Genomic DNA, 15,806 nt, shown 5'->3' on the forward strand with positions numbered 1-15,806 from the left:
CACCATACTGTATCAAATACAGTAATCAACTAAATCCCATCTCACCGGGATGCTGCAAATGACAAAATGTTTTTTTATTTTTTTTTAGGAATAGATGGTTTACAGGAATTAATAGACAGAATGGCAACTTTGATCTATAGCTTTTATTGAAAATTCCTCCAATCACAAAGTCATAGACTCTAACGTTCATTTGGTCTATTATTAAGGCCGATCCGTCTATTCTGCAGATTTTGATCAATGTATTTACTTTGTTTTGTTTCAAAATCTCGAATATGGGAACTGAAAATTACAAGTTCAACTTAAAAAATACAACGAGCCTGCGGGCATTGAAACTGATAACCTGGTTTTTATTGGCAGCAGGGACCGTGCAAGCCCAACAGCCCGCAGGCCCGCCATCAGGTGCCCCTATGGGTAATGGAACTATCTTAGGAACCGTAATAGATTCCCTTACTAAAAAGCCACTGGACTATTCGACAGTAAGCTTATTTAAAGCAGGTACAACTGCTCCAGTGAACGGTAGCCTGACAGATCAGAAAGGTGGTTTCAAAATCACCGGTGTGGCGCCGGGAACTTATCGCATCCAAATCGCTTTTATAGGTTACTCCACCAAAACAATTGACGGCGTTGTTTTAACGGGAGCCAAAACCGACAGAAACCTTGGGCAGGTTATCGTTTCGCCAAGCGCTAAGATGCTGGCTGATGTTCAGGTTACCGGGCAAAGAGCCCTGGTGGAAAACCACATTGACAAATTAGTTTTTAATGCAGAAAAAGATGTAACCAGTGCAGGCGGCAATGCTTCTGATATCTTGCGCAAAGTGCCCATGGTTTCGGTTGACATGGACGGCAATGTTTCCCTCCGCGGAAATCAGAACGTACGGATACTGATCAATGGCAAGCCTTCAGGAGCGTTGGTAACCAACGCGGGCGACGTTTTGAAATCCATGCCTTCCGATCAGATCAAGAATATTGAAGTGATAACGGCACCCTCGGCTAAATACGATGCGGAAGGTTCGGCCGGCATCATCAATATTATTACCAAGAAGAAGGAGGTTGCCGGTGTAAGCGGCTCCATCAATATGGGTATAGGCACCCGTCAAAACAATGAGAGCGGGAATATCAATTTCAACAAAAATAAACTAAGCATCACAGCTAACCTGGGTTATAACGTTGGATGGCCGCAAACCACCTATCAATCCTTCAGCAGTCGAAATACCGAGCTGGGTACATCATCCTCGTCAAACGGGCAAAGTACATCAAATCGTCATTTTACTAATGGCTCGGCATCTTTGGGATATGATTTTAATGATCAAAACACGTTTAACTCTACTTTTAGCCTAAGGGGAGGGGCATTTAAAAATAAAGGTAACTCGGTAAATAGCAATAATTCTGCATCAGAGGGAAATATCGATTATACAGCCTTAACAAGCAACGAATTCAAAGTCTCCAACTTTGACTGGAATAACGATTTTACTCATAAGTTTAAAAAGGAAGGTGAAGAATTAAGCTTTGCTTTTCAATGGACACATGGTACATCAGATGTAAACTATCTGTCAGAATATTCTGCTTTTACTCAAAACCAGCGTGCGGTTAATAACGGTATCAATAACGAGTATACTTACCAGCTGGATTACGTACTACCGGTCAGCAAGGTATTTAAGCTGGAAACAGGTGCGAAAAGTATTTTAAGGAGGATCTCCAGCGAATACGATTTTTTCAATCCAGATGCTTCAGGCGCGTACGTATTTAATACGGCCACATCCAACACCTATAGTTACGACCAGGACGTGTACTCAGGCTACGGCTTGCTTACTGCAAATTTGAAAGATGGTTTTACTGTACAGGCAGGCGCCCGGTTAGAGAATACAAAAATTAATGGAAATTCGGGCAATGTCAGTGCCGGCCTGGCACCTTTTGATAATACGTATACCAACTTTATTCCAAGTTTTGTGATTTCAAAGGCTTTAACGCCTACCCAAACGCTGAAACTAAGCTATAGTAAGCGTATCCAACGGCCGAGCCTGCAATATTTAAACCCGTTTCTGAATACCAGCAACCCTCTCAACCAAACGCAGGGTAACCCGGAATTGTCGCCCGAAATTACGCAGACCGTGGAAATGACTTATTCTACTTTCATCAAAAGCAGCGTTATCAATGCCTCCGTCTATTACAGGAAGACCAATGATATTATTGAAAGCTATGTACGTACGGTGCCTTACACAACGGTGGATAATAACGGGAACCCGGTTACCAGGGATGTTTCCCTCACCAATTACCTTAACGTGGGTAACAATAATTCCATTGGTGTAACCTTCTTTGGCTCAACAGAACTGTTCAAGGTCCTCACGATACGGGGCAACATTAATGCGTTTACCTATAAACCGCAGGTGATCAGCAGCCTTCAGCAGGCAAGTCAGTCTACCTATGTTCAGTACAATGCCTTCATTAGCGGAACAGTAAAAATAAACAAGGCTTTGTCTGCCGAAACTTTTTTGATCCAGAACTCGGCAAGGAGAACTTTCCAGGGAACAAACCCATCTTTCAATTTATGGGTGATAGGTTTGAAGCAGGATGTTTGGAAAAAACGCGGAACTATTGGTTTGAACATTACGCAGCCATTTAAGGATTATAAAGACTTTACCTCCAATATTAATAGCGGCCCGCTTAGTCAAAGCAGCAGGTTCTCAGTGCCGTTCAGATCTTTTGGCGTTAGCTTTGCCTATAACTTCGGTAAAATGAATTTTGGTCCGCAGATGCCTAAGAAGAAACGCGGCGTTAACAATGATGATTTAAAACAGGGCGACAGTAGTGGGCAAGGGGCGCAAAATTGATAGAAAATATTGAGGGTAAATTTTTGAGTAATTCCCTTATCAAGGAAAATGAGGGCTATATGGGCTATATCTCTAACGAACTGATCCCGGCAATAACAAACAATCTGACTGAAAAAATATTCAAAAAACAGGAAAGGTACTACTGGTAGAGATTAAAATGGAAAAGCAACACCCCCATAATTACCTGAACCTTGCGCCGGGCTCGGCGGGAAATGACATGCCTGCCGGGATATTTAAAAATGATAAAAAGTAATCCTGATAAATATCCCGGACTGGTTTGTTTGATATGGTGATGCTATTTAAATGATTTAAAAGCCTCCGCAGCCTGGTTTAATTGCGCTGCGCTGTTAGTTTGCGGGCCATTGTGTATGATGATCCGATACCTGAATGTTACCGATTCGCCTTTCTTTAAAGTCAGGTTCTTTTCAGATTTGCCGTTGGTAAACACCTTTTCGCCCAGCGGATTGGCTGCAAACAGGCCGTAGCCACGGGCATGCCAAAAAGTAGGGTAATTTGGGTTTTGAGGATGATCAATAATAGTAACGCTTACCGAATCTGCTCCAATTTTACCATATACCTTGCACCATACACCGCGGGTGCTCCATGCGTCGTTACCTGTTTTGCCTTCGCTGGTGAGGTAAGTACCGTTAGCTACCTTATCGGTACCTCCTTTTACTATGGTTACGTTACCTTTATCGTCGGTAAATTTCTGATCGGCAGGGTCAGGGATTTGCAGCTCATGGGCCAGGCGCAGGCCAAGCATGCCATCTTTGGCATCTTTAAAAAGAGCGTCCTTATCCGCAGTAAGTGTAGTTGCACGGTCAATGATCCGTTCCCGGGCATTTCCGCTAAATTCAAAACGCGTTTGTTCTTCTAATATCACCTGCTTTTGCTGATCTGTCCAGTTTGCATGATAGGCCAGTATACCTTTTGTGCCATCTTTTGTTTCCAAAATTTTGTCGGTTCGGATCCAACCATAACCACTCTTTTTAGCGGCCGGTATGGCATAAGAGTTATTCCAGAAATCAAGACCGTTCAGGTTTTCAAAGTTAAACCATAACCCTATGTGATGCGGATGATCTGTAGGATCGCCAGGTCGTGGGGCCAGCGGAAAGCCGCGGGTCACCAATGTGCCGTTTGCCGACCGCAAAGGGTAAAGAACGGGTTTTTCTAAACTATCCGGATAAAGGAAACTGGTAAAGGGTTTTCCACCTATCAGGATATCTATTTTATTATTTGTTGTTTTTACCAGCCTTACCGGTTCGGCTTTTTGAGCGTGTACTACAGGAAACAATAGCATATTTGCGGCAACGGCGAGCCCCAGTTTTTTTATGATCTTCATTGATTGATGTAAGGTTAAAAAAGGCTGTGCCCTAATGGTAGGGCACGGCCAATGTCAATAATGTTTGTGACCTATCCGGCTATTAATATTTAAAAACTTTTCCATTAGCCATTACTTCCTGGGTAGCTTCATCAAAAGTGGCCTTATAGCCGGTATGAACAGCTGCATTGGTCATGATATTGGCTATCGAATGGCTGTAACCGGCTTCAACCGGGGCGTTTGGCTGCTTACGGCTGCGTACGCATTCCATCCAGTTGCGTACGTGGTTTGAAGTAAGTATATCACCTCCGGTATTGGCTGATGCTACCACCTTTTCGGTATTAGCCAGGCTAATCTCAGGCAGCAGGTTTGCCTTCATATGCATGGCATCGGCCATTTTTTGAGTAAGACCTCCTTTTGGCGATACTGTGTTGGTGATGAGGTTAAGCTCACCGCCGTTTGAATAGTAAATTTCGGCCGGATGCTCATCGCCATTGTGCATGCGTGAGCCAAACGTAACCTGGAAGCCGGTTGAAGGATCATTAAGCGGACCGTAATCAAAAGCGGCAAGTATGGTATCCCAGTTGCGGCGCCCATCTTTCCACATATAGATGCCGCCGTTGGCAACTACACTGCGCGGGTGTTTTAAGCCGGTAAACCAGTGTACAGTATCAATCTGATGGCTCATCCACTGCCCTGGCAGTCCTGACGAATATGGCCAGAACAGGCGGTATTCCAGATATTTACGCGGGTCGAAATCTTCATAAGGCCGGTTCATTATAAAACGTTTCCAGTCGGTATCCTGTTCCTTCAGCTGTCCTAATAACTCCGGCCGGCGCCAGCGGCCTGGTTGATTCACATTCCAGGTAAGCTCAACCATGGTGATAGGGCCAAACTTGCCCGAACTGATAAATTCATTGGCCGCATGATAATTAGCGCCGCTTCTGCGCTGCGATCCAATTTGCACAATTTTGCCCGATTCCTTTACTGCTTTTAAGGCAGCCCGGTTATCTTCCATGGTTTCGGCAAATGGTTTTTCTACATAAGCATCGCAGCCGGCCTTCACAGCTTCAATAGCATGGCGTGCATGCTGGAAATCAGCAGTGCTGATGAATACAGCGTCCACACTTTTACTATCATATAATTCTTCATTATTGCGGTAAGCTTTTACATCGTGCTGCATTTTTTCTTTCCAGAGGGCAGAGCCTTCCTCACGCCGCTTGTTCCAGATATCAGATACGGCTACTACATCAAAGTTGAGTTCTTTATAATGGTTCATGAAACTGGGCACGTGCGAACTTTTGTGCCTGTCTGAAAAGCCTACCACCCCAACCCTGACCCGGTCATTGGCGCCAATGATACGTTTATAACTTTGTGCGCTCCAACTTTTGGGGGCAAGCATAATTCCGGCCCCGGCTAACGAGGCCTGCCTGATAAAGGTACGGCGTGATTTTTCCATGTAGTAAATAGTTTTATTTGCAGGTTGTTTTCTTCAAAATACGGGTACGTCAGGGGGCAGGTGCCTGTATTTTTTGCTGATTAAAAGGTAAACTGGTTAAAGCCGGCGCTTATGCGTGGCTAAATCAAATATCGAAGAATAGAATTGAAAAGCAATAGTGTTTTTAAATGTTAATGTAACAATAATACTGTTTTTTGCAGATCAGGTTTCCTTAAAATAGTGTCCTGGTTTAAAATGTAACAGGTTAATATTTAATTAGGCTAATTGATTAAGCAACCCAAATTTATAGCAGTATAAAGTTTGAGATAAAATAATTGATTAAACCCTCAAGCGCCTTTCATGAAAAATGAAAGGCGCTTGAGGGTTTAAAAGTTGTTCGAAACTTTTAGATTTTAGTTTCAATATATTGACTAATAGAATATTATGTTTTATTTGGTTAGCTTTAATTGCGTTAACTAACTTTCTTTAGGATTAGGTTCTCCTTTACCTGTGGTAATGAGGTTGTACAAACTTCCCGTAATATAACCGGCCCAGGCGTTTGAGCAAACCTCATAACATTCATGAGGTGGAACCAGGCCCTGGTGGATGAAGCGGACTTGTGTTTTGTCGTCCTGTTCGGAAATTTCAAAGATCACTTTGGTGCCTTTCCATTCGGTTTGATCTTTGGTGAAACTAAAATAGTTGTCCAGTACAAGCCAAACCACTTTTTGGTTGGGAACAACTTCTGTTAATTTCAAGGTACAGCGGTGAAGGTCCCTGGCTTTGTAGGTAAACTCGTCATTGAGTTTTTCTGTGCCGCCTTTAACTTCTTCCGACCACCATCCGCGAACATTATTGATGGCATCATAAGCCTCTTTAGGGGTTTTATCTACCGAAATGGTTAATGTTAAATCCTGATCTTTCATTTTTTGTTCATTTTATCGTTCATTAAAACTCCCAGTTTGTCCAGTTTATCGCCCCAGAATTTATCATAGTAGGCTAACCAGGCCTGTAGCTCTTTAAAGCCGTCTTGCTTCAACACACAATGCCTTTCTCTGCCGATGTCTTGTATAGAGATAAAACCGGCATTGTAAAGTACTTTGATATGCTTTGAAACGGCCGGCCTGCTCATATCAAAGTTCTCAGCCAATGAGTTTATTGTACGGCTGTCTTTTGAAAGCAGGTGCAGGATCTGCCTCCTGCTCGGATCGGCAATTACCTGGAATACATCAAGCCTGTGCTGTTCCATCTTTTTCTGCGTTTATGATCTGCAGCATTTTATTGATAAGCACCAACCAGCCTTTTTCCATCGAGCTAAACATCAACGGGTTTACAGAGTCTGCAAAATCACGGTGTACCAGCAAAAGTTCGGTGCCATTATCTTTTTCGGTTAACATCCAGTTTACTGTCGAGTTGCTTAGTTCACCATTGCCCGGGCCGAATTTCCATGAATAAGAAAGTTTTTTGAAGGGGATAACCTCCAGGATCTTGCAATAAAAAATCCCGTCGAAATCCATTTCGGGCATAGGTTTGGCCTTGAGCTGAAATTCGTGACCCAGTACAGGTTTCAGATCGCCGGGCATGAGCCATTGCGATATCAGTTCCTGATCGGTTAAAAATTCCCAAACCACTGCGGGTGGGTGCGGGTAAAATAATTGGTGCTGAATAATTTTTGCCATGATAGGTAACTTTTAAGTTACTCAAATGTATATGTAACTTGTGAGTTACGCAAATTTATTTTTATTTTTATTTGGGATGTTCGAAAAAGCTTGTTAAAAATGTAGAGACGCATCACATGCGTCTCCCACATGCAGATTACGATAGGCAAGCGCTGTGTAAAGGAAGCTTGCCCTATGGAAGACGCAATTATGCATCTCTACGTAAAATGATTGGGGACTTTGTGTTTTAGGGTAGCTTTTCTACGCGGGATGAGCGTTTTGATATAGGATCCACCCAATTATTATCAAGGCTATTACAAGTAGCACGGCCAGGATAATCTTAATGACGCTTACCGGGCGCTGGCCGATAACTTCACCGGTGCTGGCATTAACTGTAAATTGATAAATCTTGTTATTGTAGTTATAGGCACTTACCCAAACCGGTAACATCAGGTATTTTATAGCTTTATCAAAATATTGGGTGTCGGTGCTGTCGATTCTTTGCTCGTCTCCGCCTATGTCGTCCCGTATTGCCGAATTTATCGCTCCAACAGTTTGTTCGGCCGCTTTAGTAAAACCTTGTTCCGGGCCTAACTGGTAAGTTTCGGAACGGAAACCGCTCATATAACGTTCATCAAACTTAACCAGCATATTAAAGTTCCATGGGCCGAGTTTGGTAAGCGTTTTTTCGGGCAATGAGTTGCTGGCGGGTACCATCAAATCGCGAAAATCACATTCCACCCTTCCTGATGCATATGACCAATCAGTATGGCGTACCTGCCTGGTTCTGGTCTGCGATTTCCCGTCTACAGTTTCAGTATACGTTTCGGTGGTGTAGTAGTAATCGCCGCGCTCACCGCTATAATCGGTGATGGTGTAGGTATCATAAGTCCAGTGAGGAAGATATACACCTTTTAGCGCCGATGAGGCATCACTAACTTTTTTTGCCAGATCGTTTGGCGCCCACCACAAGCTTTTAAGCCATTTTTTGAAAAAATCGACCCCTTGTTGTTGCGTAACAGCAAATGGTAAGATATAATGGGGCGGTACATATTGCTGTCCGCTTTCTAAATCTAATACAAGCGGAGCAGTACAAAAAGGGCATTTATCTGAAGTTACAAACTGATCAAGAATTGTTTGCGAACCACAATTTTTACAGTTCACTACTTTAAGGTCGGCGCTTTGTTTATTATCATCGATTTCGGCAATAAACTCATCGTAGTCATAAGATAAAATATCGCAGCTATCGGGGGCACTTTCAATGGCATTGCTTACACCGCAATAATCGCACAGCAAATTATGGGTGCCGGGATTAAAGTGCAATAACGCCCCACAGCCCGAACAATTTAAAGAGTTGTTTATAGCCGATGGGTTAACCTCGTTGTTCATTTCAGAAATATAGAATTAGGAATGATTATAGGTTAGGCTATTGGTGGAGGGACGTTACTAAACAATTCGGCTATTTCCTCAACAGATGATGCTACAGCCCAGGCAGCCATGCCTTTTTTCCAAACCATACTTTCCCTGCTTAGCTGCCCGCTGGCTATCATCGCATTGATGTCGTTTAATGAATGCGGACCGTCAGATTTGCCGTCTTTCGCAATATGGTACTGAACAGCGGGCTGGGGTGGAGGAGGCGGTACATTGCCACCGGTATTGTTGGGAGTAACCTGATTTTGCTGAAAGATATTGCCAACCTGGCTCATCATCGCAGCGCCAACACCAAGGCCCATACCGGCAGCACCTAAATTACCGCCTATGGTATTTTCGGCAGATTTTTCAATAGCGTTGGCCGCCTGGAATTGCGCGTATGCACCAAGGTTGCCTAATATGCCCATTTCGCTGCGTTTATCAAGCACCTGCTCAACTTCGGGTGGCAGGGAGATATTTTCGACTAATAGTTTGGTTAGGTTTAAACCAAGCTCAGCGAAATCGGGTTGGATAGATTCTGTTATGAATTTGCCCATTTCGTTGTAGTTGGCTGCCAGATCAAGCACGTTTATTTTTGATTCGGCTACGGCATCCATCCCCCGCGAAACAACGGTGTTTCGTAACTGCTCATTGATATCGTCAATAATGAAATCGGGATTAGTGGCAGCGATTTCCTTAATAAATACTTTGGGGTCCAGAATCTTAAAGTTAAACGAACCAAATGCCCTCAACCTCACCGGTCCAAATTCAGCATCGCGGATCATTACCGGGTTTTTGGTACCCCATTTTTGATTTGTGAACTGGCGCAGGCTTACGAAGAAGATATCAACCTTAAACGGGCTTTCAAAGCCATATTTCCAGCTCATTAAGGTGGTTAACAAAGGCATGTTCTGAGTTTGCAACTCATAAGTACCGGGAGTAAATACATCGGCGATGCGTCCCTCGTTCATGAAAACAGCGGCCTGCGATTCGCGAACAATAAGTTTTGCACCCATCTTTATGGCATTATCATGGCGCGGAAATTTCCATACAAGCGTATTCTGGGTGGTATCAACCCACTCTATTACATCTATAAATTCGTTACGAAGGATATTGAACAGGCCCATATTTTTCGATGTCAGGTTTAAATAATGATTAAATATGTGAAAAAATCAGAAATGTAAAATGTTCGCCCGGCTAATTATTTTTATCCTGTTAAAATCTCCATAAAAAAACCGGACGCTAATCAATTGACTAATGCCCGGCTCAAATGTTACAAATCAACTAAATTATGGTACTACTTTATCAAGAGGCGGGATATTGGTTTCGGCGCCCGCGTATCCTTTACTTTGATTGATGTGACCATTTACATTCAGGTCGATCTCGCTTTGCGGGACAGGCCACAGCACGTGATATGGTGAAATAGTATAGTGGTTGCCCGAGTTGGTTACAACATTAGGGTTTTTGTAAAAATCGTTCTTCTCCATTATCCTGTCGTAAAAGAAGTTGCTTGTTGAAAAATTAGCTATGTTATAGCTTTTTCCGTTATAAGCGGCAATTCCTGTTTGCGCAAAAATGAAAGCGATACGGGTAAGCTCGGTTTTACGTGGCTCCTCCCAATACAGTTCTCTTTGGCGTTCGTCAAGTATAGTGCCGATATTAACTTTGCCCGGATCTGTTAACAACTGTGCATTTGCACGTGCCCTTACTTTGTTGATATCATCCATAGCAAGTGCGGTTTGGCCTTTCCATACGTAGGCTTCGGCACGCAGCAGGTAGGTTTCGGCTAAGCGAAAAACATACCAGTCGGTGTTGGTACCACGCGGCGGGCTCCACCATTTATCAAGCGCAATAGGGCCCGAGCCTATGAACACTTTGTAATGCGGCCAGCCAAACCAGGCACGGATGGTATCTTTTGCACCATTCAGGAAGCGTTGCTTAACGTTAGCATCGGTATATTGCTCAAGATGCTTACCATACCATGCCGGATCGGAGGTTTTAATGGCCGGGCTATTGTAAACCAAATCGGTCATGTTCATCCAGTTACCGGGGGCGTGCCTTAAGTCGGTATTATCTGTCCATATGTATTTGGTAGCATAAGGCGTACCGCGTAAACGACCGATACCACGGCCATACCATAAAGTAAGCGGGAATTCTTCGGTTACTTTATCTGAAATGCCCGGTTTCAGCGCTCCGGGGGTAAGAATAGTACCGTTATGCCACATCGGCACGCAGTTCCTCATCACCTGCGATCCGTTTGGTGTTGCTCCGTCAAGTGTTTCACGGTCAAGTACTACATATAAAGCCTCGGCATTTGTTCCCAAAGCCTTGTTTTCGGGTCGGTGAAGGTCCCAGATGATGTTTTTTGAAGCATCACCCGCAACTATACCAAAACGATTGGTCATGAGGTGATACGGGCCGTTGATGGCAACGTTGGCGGCTGCAATGGCGTCATCAAATAAACCAAGGGCAAGGTCAACCTTAGCTAAAAGGTGGGCAGCGCCGCCTTTGGAAATATCACCTTTGGCGTTCGCATCGGTAAGATTAGCTACGGCGAACTCCAGGTCTGTTTTCATTTGCTTTAGGATAACGATACGCTGCGTACTGAAGTAGCCGGTGTTTACCGCAGTTTCTTCTTTTAGCAGCAATGGCACATCGCCAAACTCATGTACTAAGCGATAGTAACGGTAAGCCCGGTGAAAAAGCGCGGTAGCCTTAACCAGATTTTTATCAGCATCCGATGGCCATTTAATGTTATCCAGCCTCGATAAAATAACGTTACAGTCATGTATCCCCTGGTACCAGGCGCTCCAGTAGCGGCCTATCTTGTTATAGTCGTCGCTGTTTAAGTTGGCGGTAGGGGTGATACGCGCGTTCAGATCTTGCGCCGGCGTGGTTTTATCGGTAGTACCTTCAACCGCAGCATCAGTAAATATCGATTCGGTAAGCAACGGGGCCGAGTCGCCAAAGTATTCAAACCTAACGCTTACATTTAATGTAGCCAAAGCGGCTTTAAATGCAGCAGGTGAGGTATAAGTTACGTCGGGTGTAAATTTTGAAGGTGCCTGCGGATACAGATCAGCCCGCTTGGTGCAGCCTCCGGTTATAAATATGGTTGCCGCTGTTAAAGCCGCAGCCATGATGTTTTTGTTTATCTTGTTCATGTATTAAATCCCTCCTTTAAAAAACTACGTTAAACCCGGCTGATAAATATCTTGGAGTAGGACCGCCATTTTGCGGGTCCCAAAGCGGCCAGCTTGAAAACACAGCTGCATTGCTTGCGTTCACAAATAATTTGGCGCTTGATATGCCCAGGCGTTTGATAAGCTGCGGACTGAAAGTATAGCCGATAGAAGCGGTTTGAAGCCTCACAAATGAAGCTTTGCGCCAAACGTTGATGGTAGTGCCGGATGAGCCTGAGTTTAAACGGGCGTAATCATCAATCTCGTTATCAGGTGTCCAATAAGGTAATACATATGAGTTCATACGGGCAAAGCCTACGCTCCCCGGGTTGTTTAAAGCCTGGTTATATTGCCTTAACTGACCAATGCTTGATACCAGCAGGAATGATACATCGAAATGTTTAAGGAAATTAAAATCATTGCGTAAAGACCAGCTAAAGCGTGGATTGGTTGAACCCAGAAATTGCTTATCATCATTGGTGAATTTAAAATCGCCGTTTACATCCTGCAGTTTAAAATCACCGGGTTTAGCGCCGTATTTAGCTGCTTCAGTAGCATCTGCGGTTTTCCAAACACCCAGGATCCTGTAATCCCAAACAGCGTTGATATCGTGACCAATGAACCAGCCGTTGCCGATATCATCTTTTTCAACATTGGTGGTAACGCCGTTGGCATCAGTAACCGGGAATGCACCGTACAGGTGAACAATTTTGTTGCGGTTTAAGAAAAACGTTCCACTGGCATTCCAGTTAAAGTTTTCGCTTTTAATGATCTTGCCATCCAATGAAATTTCAAACCCCTTGTTGTTAACCTGGCCGATGTTGGTGTATGGGTTGGAGTTGTTAGCCCCACCAACTAAATCGCCCGATGAGTTGTAGCCCTGAACATCAAGAATACTTCGTTTAACCAGCAGGTCGGTAGTTTTACGGTCATAAACGTCTATTGAACCGCTAAGCCTGTTGTGCAATATGGTGAAATCCAAACCGATGTTAGGCCCTACGGTACGTTCCCATTTTAAAGCCGCATTTTGTAAAGTACTTACATAAATGCCGCTGTTGTTGGTTACAGTACCAGAGTTGTTTGCTGTTGGATATTTGATACCGCCCAATACAGCTAATGAGATAGATGGATCGGCAGTGGTTGTAGAGGTACGGTTACCGTTTGCACCGTAGCTGAAACGTAGTTTACCATAGTCAAGCCATTTAAATGCGTCACCTTTCATGAAGCTTTCATCGCTGAATACCCAGGCAATTGCTCCAGAAGGGTATACCTCGCGTGGATGCTGCAAGCCAAATGCAGAGAAACCGTCGCGGCGTACAGTGGCGGTAACAATGTACCTGCCCAACAAGGTGTAGTTGATCCTGCCCATGATGGCATCGGCATTATAAATTCGGTCATCGCTGCTTTCAACAGGTAAATTACCGGCGCCTATGTTGTGGTAACCCAAAATATCGGTTGGAGTTAACTGTGTGTTTGAAGCATTGGTATACCAGGTTTGGTATTTTTCTTTGTTAAGCAGGAAGGTTGCATCAAAGCTATGGATGCCAAATGTTTTGTTCCAGCTTAAAATATTATCGAGGTTGTACCTGTAGCGGTTTTCTTGCGAGCGTATAGCTGTACCTCCAGAAAGTTCATTAGGGTTAGCTACCGGGCGGAAAAAGAAGTTCCGGTACGATTCGATGGTTGGCGCATAATTCACCGTATACTTAATACCGAAAGGAAGATCCAAACGGGCAAAAAGCACCGAGAACAGCGTGTTTTGAACCGCTACGTTTTGATTATAGCGGTTCCCGAGGAATGGGTTACGCTGGTTCAAACCGCTGTCATCAGTATCGATACGGCGTAATGAGCCATCGGCATTGTACACATCTCCATAAGGAGATGAGTTAATGATCTGCGTCCAGTCGGCTTCGGTAGCGTCAATACCCTGACCGCTTAGCGGGGTACTGGCAGCGCCTTCATCACGGCTTGCAAACTGTGCGTTTACACCCAGGGTTAAAAACTTAGCTGCCTTACCTTCCAGGTTTACGCGGAAACGTCCGTCGGTATACTGGCCGCCCTGAATCAGGTTCTGGTTTTTGGTGTAGTTGCCCGATACATAATATTTAACGGTTTCTGAACTTCCCGAAAAGCTGCCGGTATAATCCTGGCGGAAGCCATTGCGGAAAATCAGTTTTGACCAGTCGGTCATTTTACCAGCCTGGTAGTTGGCAATCTCGTTAGGGAATAAGCCTAAACGCTGCAGCCAGATGGTAGTTGGATCGCCGGTAGCACCGTTTAAGAACTGTTGTAGCGTTACACCATCAGGCAGTTTGTTGGGGCTGCTGTAATAATAATAAGGATTTGAAGTATTGGAACTGCGGGCTCCGTCGGCACGCCAGTTAAGAAAGCCGTCGCTGGTGTAATATTTTTGATTTTGCAATAGTTGAGCGATACCAAAGTTGGCATTCAGGGTGATTTGGGTGCCGCCTTTTTTACCTTTTTTAGTGGTAATGGCTACAACGCCGCCAGCAGATTGAGCACCGTATACAGCAAGTGCGCTTGGGTCGCGCAGTACATCAACGCGGTCGATATCGTTAGGGTTGATATCAGCCAGCTGGCCGGGATAAATAACACCATCCAATACGATAACAGGCTGTACGTTGCCCGAAAGAGAGGCTTTACCCCTGATCTGCAGGTCGCCTGTACCGCCGCCTTTGGCTGAGGTATTCAATGCAACCGATATCCCCGGGATGTTACCCCTGATAATGTCTGTAGCACTGGCCGGGTGTTCATTTTCCAATTTCTCGGCCTTAACACTGCTGATGGCACCGGTAACATCTTTAACGGCACGTGTGCCGTAACCTATAACTACAACTTCTTCCAGTTGTTTGTTGGCATCGGCCAGTGTTACATCAATTGTTGTGCGTCCATTAACCGGCTGCTCTTGTGTGGCCGAACCCACAAAGCTGAAAACAAGTGTAGCGTTGCTGTTGGCTGTGATAGAATAGCTGCCTTTTAAATCCGTAACTGTTACCGCACCTGTCGACTTGTTTTTTACAGTAGCGCCAGGTATTGGCAGACCCTGGCTGTCTTTAACAATACCTTTCACGGTAATGTCCTGTGCGAACGTGCGTGTTAGTATTGTAATAAGTAAAACAAAAATTAGCGTAATTTTTTTCTTCATAATTAATTGCTGTTTAATTGGTTAAGCAGCCCATGGCTGCCGGAACGGGCTATAGGCAAACCTGGTTTACACCATAGCGATGCAGGTAAATAACTGCTGTGCAATCTTTACTTCATATAAGCGATTTGTTGGTTAAGCGTATTACTAATTGGTATTTGGTGGGGTAAATTTAACGTGGAATAAACCAATAATGCAATAGGTGAACTTTATGTAAGTTATTGATTTTAAGATATTTAAATCAATTTTGATACGTTTTGATAACGAGGAACTCAAACGTTGAAGTGGCGTATTTACAGCAGATTACACCCGGTTTGTTTTTGCAGCTGATACGCTTTGTGAACAAGAAAAAAAAGTGAAAATAATTTAAAAAATGACAAAGGAGGAGATCGGGGAGATGGTTAATACTTGTTTTATAATGATAAAAATGAGGTTTTCACGCTATGAGGATCCTCTGCGAGCTTGGGTTAACGCACAAAACTAATAGCAAATGGCTATTGCCAATTGATTGATCAACGCGGGTTGAACCCCTCTGGGGTTCGTACAAGTGGGGAAGGATATTTCTACAAACCTTTTCCCGCTCTGGGTGACTAATAAACAAACATTAATTGAGATGTACTGACAGGTGGTGCACCAGAGGTGCAAAAGGTTTGCAGCTTCTAGTTCCAGTGGTAATCCTTTGCCCAGAGGGGCAAAACAAGGAGCTTTGCTGAATAAATCATCGTCGGCCACAACGGCGTCGTGTTTATAGCAAATATGGAGTATGTTTTAGCGCGTAGGTGCCTTCTATCGATATTCAGAAAGTT

10 protein-coding genes are annotated in these 15,806 nt (G+C 44.1%); 1 reads left to right on the forward strand and 9 read right to left on the reverse strand.

The window, feature by feature from the left end; all coding sequences use genetic code 11:
• The first annotated feature begins 272 nt into the window (after positions 1 to 272).
• The gene (locus tag J3L18_RS03735; RefSeq protein WP_129570710.1) at positions 273 to 2,828 is read left to right on the forward strand and encodes a TonB-dependent receptor domain-containing protein; all 2,556 of its coding nucleotides are present in this window, start codon (positions 273 to 275) and stop codon (positions 2,826 to 2,828) included.
• Between the two features lie 295 nt (positions 2,829 to 3,123).
• Here the strand turns inward: J3L18_RS03735 and J3L18_RS03740 are convergent, their stop codons facing one another.
• The 9 genes from J3L18_RS03740 to J3L18_RS03780 form a co-directional block, all read right to left on the reverse strand.
• Positions 3,124 to 4,170 (reverse strand): DUF6807 domain-containing protein, encoded by a 1,047-nt coding sequence (locus J3L18_RS03740; protein ID WP_129570709.1) that lies wholly within the window; start codon positions 4,168 to 4,170, stop codon positions 3,124 to 3,126.
• An 82-nt stretch (positions 4,171 to 4,252) separates the two neighbouring features.
• On the reverse strand, positions 4,253 to 5,608 hold the full coding sequence (locus tag J3L18_RS03745) for a Gfo/Idh/MocA family protein (RefSeq protein ID WP_112654170.1): 1,356 nt from the start codon (positions 5,606 to 5,608) through the stop codon (positions 4,253 to 4,255).
• Between the two features lie 455 nt (positions 5,609 to 6,063).
• Complete coding sequence (locus J3L18_RS03750) at positions 6,064 to 6,513, reverse strand: SRPBCC family protein (protein WP_129570708.1); 450 nt, start codon at positions 6,511 to 6,513, stop codon at positions 6,064 to 6,066.
• Complete coding sequence (locus tag J3L18_RS03755) at positions 6,510 to 6,836, reverse strand: ArsR/SmtB family transcription factor (RefSeq protein ID WP_091163361.1); 327 nt, start codon at positions 6,834 to 6,836, stop codon at positions 6,510 to 6,512. Before J3L18_RS03755 ends, J3L18_RS03750 begins: the two co-directional genes overlap by 4 nt.
• Positions 6,817 to 7,266, reverse strand: a complete 450-nt coding sequence (locus J3L18_RS03760; RefSeq protein WP_129570707.1) for an SRPBCC family protein — start codon at positions 7,264 to 7,266, stop codon at positions 6,817 to 6,819. The genes J3L18_RS03755 and J3L18_RS03760 overlap by 20 nt, the downstream gene beginning before the upstream one ends.
• Positions 7,267 to 7,506: 240 nt before the next feature.
• Positions 7,507 to 8,634 carry a zinc finger domain-containing protein gene (locus tag J3L18_RS03765; protein WP_129570706.1) on the reverse strand — a complete coding sequence of 376 codons (1,128 nt, stop codon included), beginning with the start codon at positions 8,632 to 8,634 and terminating at the stop codon, positions 7,507 to 7,509.
• A 32-nt stretch (positions 8,635 to 8,666) separates the two neighbouring features.
• Positions 8,667 to 9,782, reverse strand: coding sequence for an SPFH domain-containing protein (locus J3L18_RS03770; protein WP_129570705.1), 1,116 nt, complete (start codon positions 9,780 to 9,782; stop codon positions 8,667 to 8,669).
• 162 nt (positions 9,783 to 9,944) lie between these two features.
• Positions 9,945 to 11,819 (reverse strand): RagB/SusD family nutrient uptake outer membrane protein, encoded by a 1,875-nt coding sequence (locus J3L18_RS03775; RefSeq protein ID WP_129570704.1) that lies wholly within the window; start codon positions 11,817 to 11,819, stop codon positions 9,945 to 9,947.
• Between the two features lie 16 nt (positions 11,820 to 11,835).
• The gene (locus J3L18_RS03780; protein ID WP_129570703.1) at positions 11,836 to 15,003 is read right to left on the reverse strand and encodes a SusC/RagA family TonB-linked outer membrane protein; all 3,168 of its coding nucleotides are present in this window, start codon (positions 15,001 to 15,003) and stop codon (positions 11,836 to 11,838) included.
• Positions 15,004 to 15,806: the final 803 nt, after the last annotated feature.

Origin of the sequence: Mucilaginibacter gossypii (assembly GCF_017569325.2) — a bacterium.
Taxonomy (GTDB): Bacteria; Bacteroidota; Bacteroidia; order Sphingobacteriales; family Sphingobacteriaceae; genus Mucilaginibacter; species Mucilaginibacter gossypii.

Bases quoted from the DNA above. Each gene is read 5' to 3' on its own strand.
- J3L18_RS03775 (WP_129570704.1), bottom strand. From the start codon at position 11,819: ATGAACAAGATAAACAAAAACATCATGGCTGCGGCTTTAACAGCGGCA.
- J3L18_RS03740 (WP_129570709.1), bottom strand. From the start codon at position 4,170: ATGAAGATCATAAAAAAACTGGGGCTCGCCGTTGCCGCAAATATGCTA.
- J3L18_RS03765 (WP_129570706.1), bottom strand. From the start codon at position 8,634: ATGAACAACGAGGTTAACCCATCGGCTATAAACAACTCTTTAAATTGT.
- J3L18_RS03745 (WP_112654170.1), bottom strand. From the start codon at position 5,608: ATGGAAAAATCACGCCGTACCTTTATCAGGCAGGCCTCGTTAGCCGGG.
- J3L18_RS03750 (WP_129570708.1), bottom strand. From the start codon at position 6,513: ATGAAAGATCAGGATTTAACATTAACCATTTCGGTAGATAAAACCCCT.
- J3L18_RS03780 (WP_129570703.1), bottom strand. From the start codon at position 15,003: ATGAAGAAAAAAATTACGCTAATTTTTGTTTTACTTATTACAATACTA.
- J3L18_RS03760 (WP_129570707.1), bottom strand. From the start codon at position 7,266: ATGGCAAAAATTATTCAGCACCAATTATTTTACCCGCACCCACCCGCA.
- J3L18_RS03755 (WP_091163361.1), bottom strand. From the start codon at position 6,836: ATGGAACAGCACAGGCTTGATGTATTCCAGGTAATTGCCGATCCGAGC.
- J3L18_RS03770 (WP_129570705.1), bottom strand. From the start codon at position 9,782: ATGGGCCTGTTCAATATCCTTCGTAACGAATTTATAGATGTAATAGAG.
- J3L18_RS03735 (WP_129570710.1), top strand. From the start codon at position 273: ATGGGAACTGAAAATTACAAGTTCAACTTAAAAAATACAACGAGCCTG.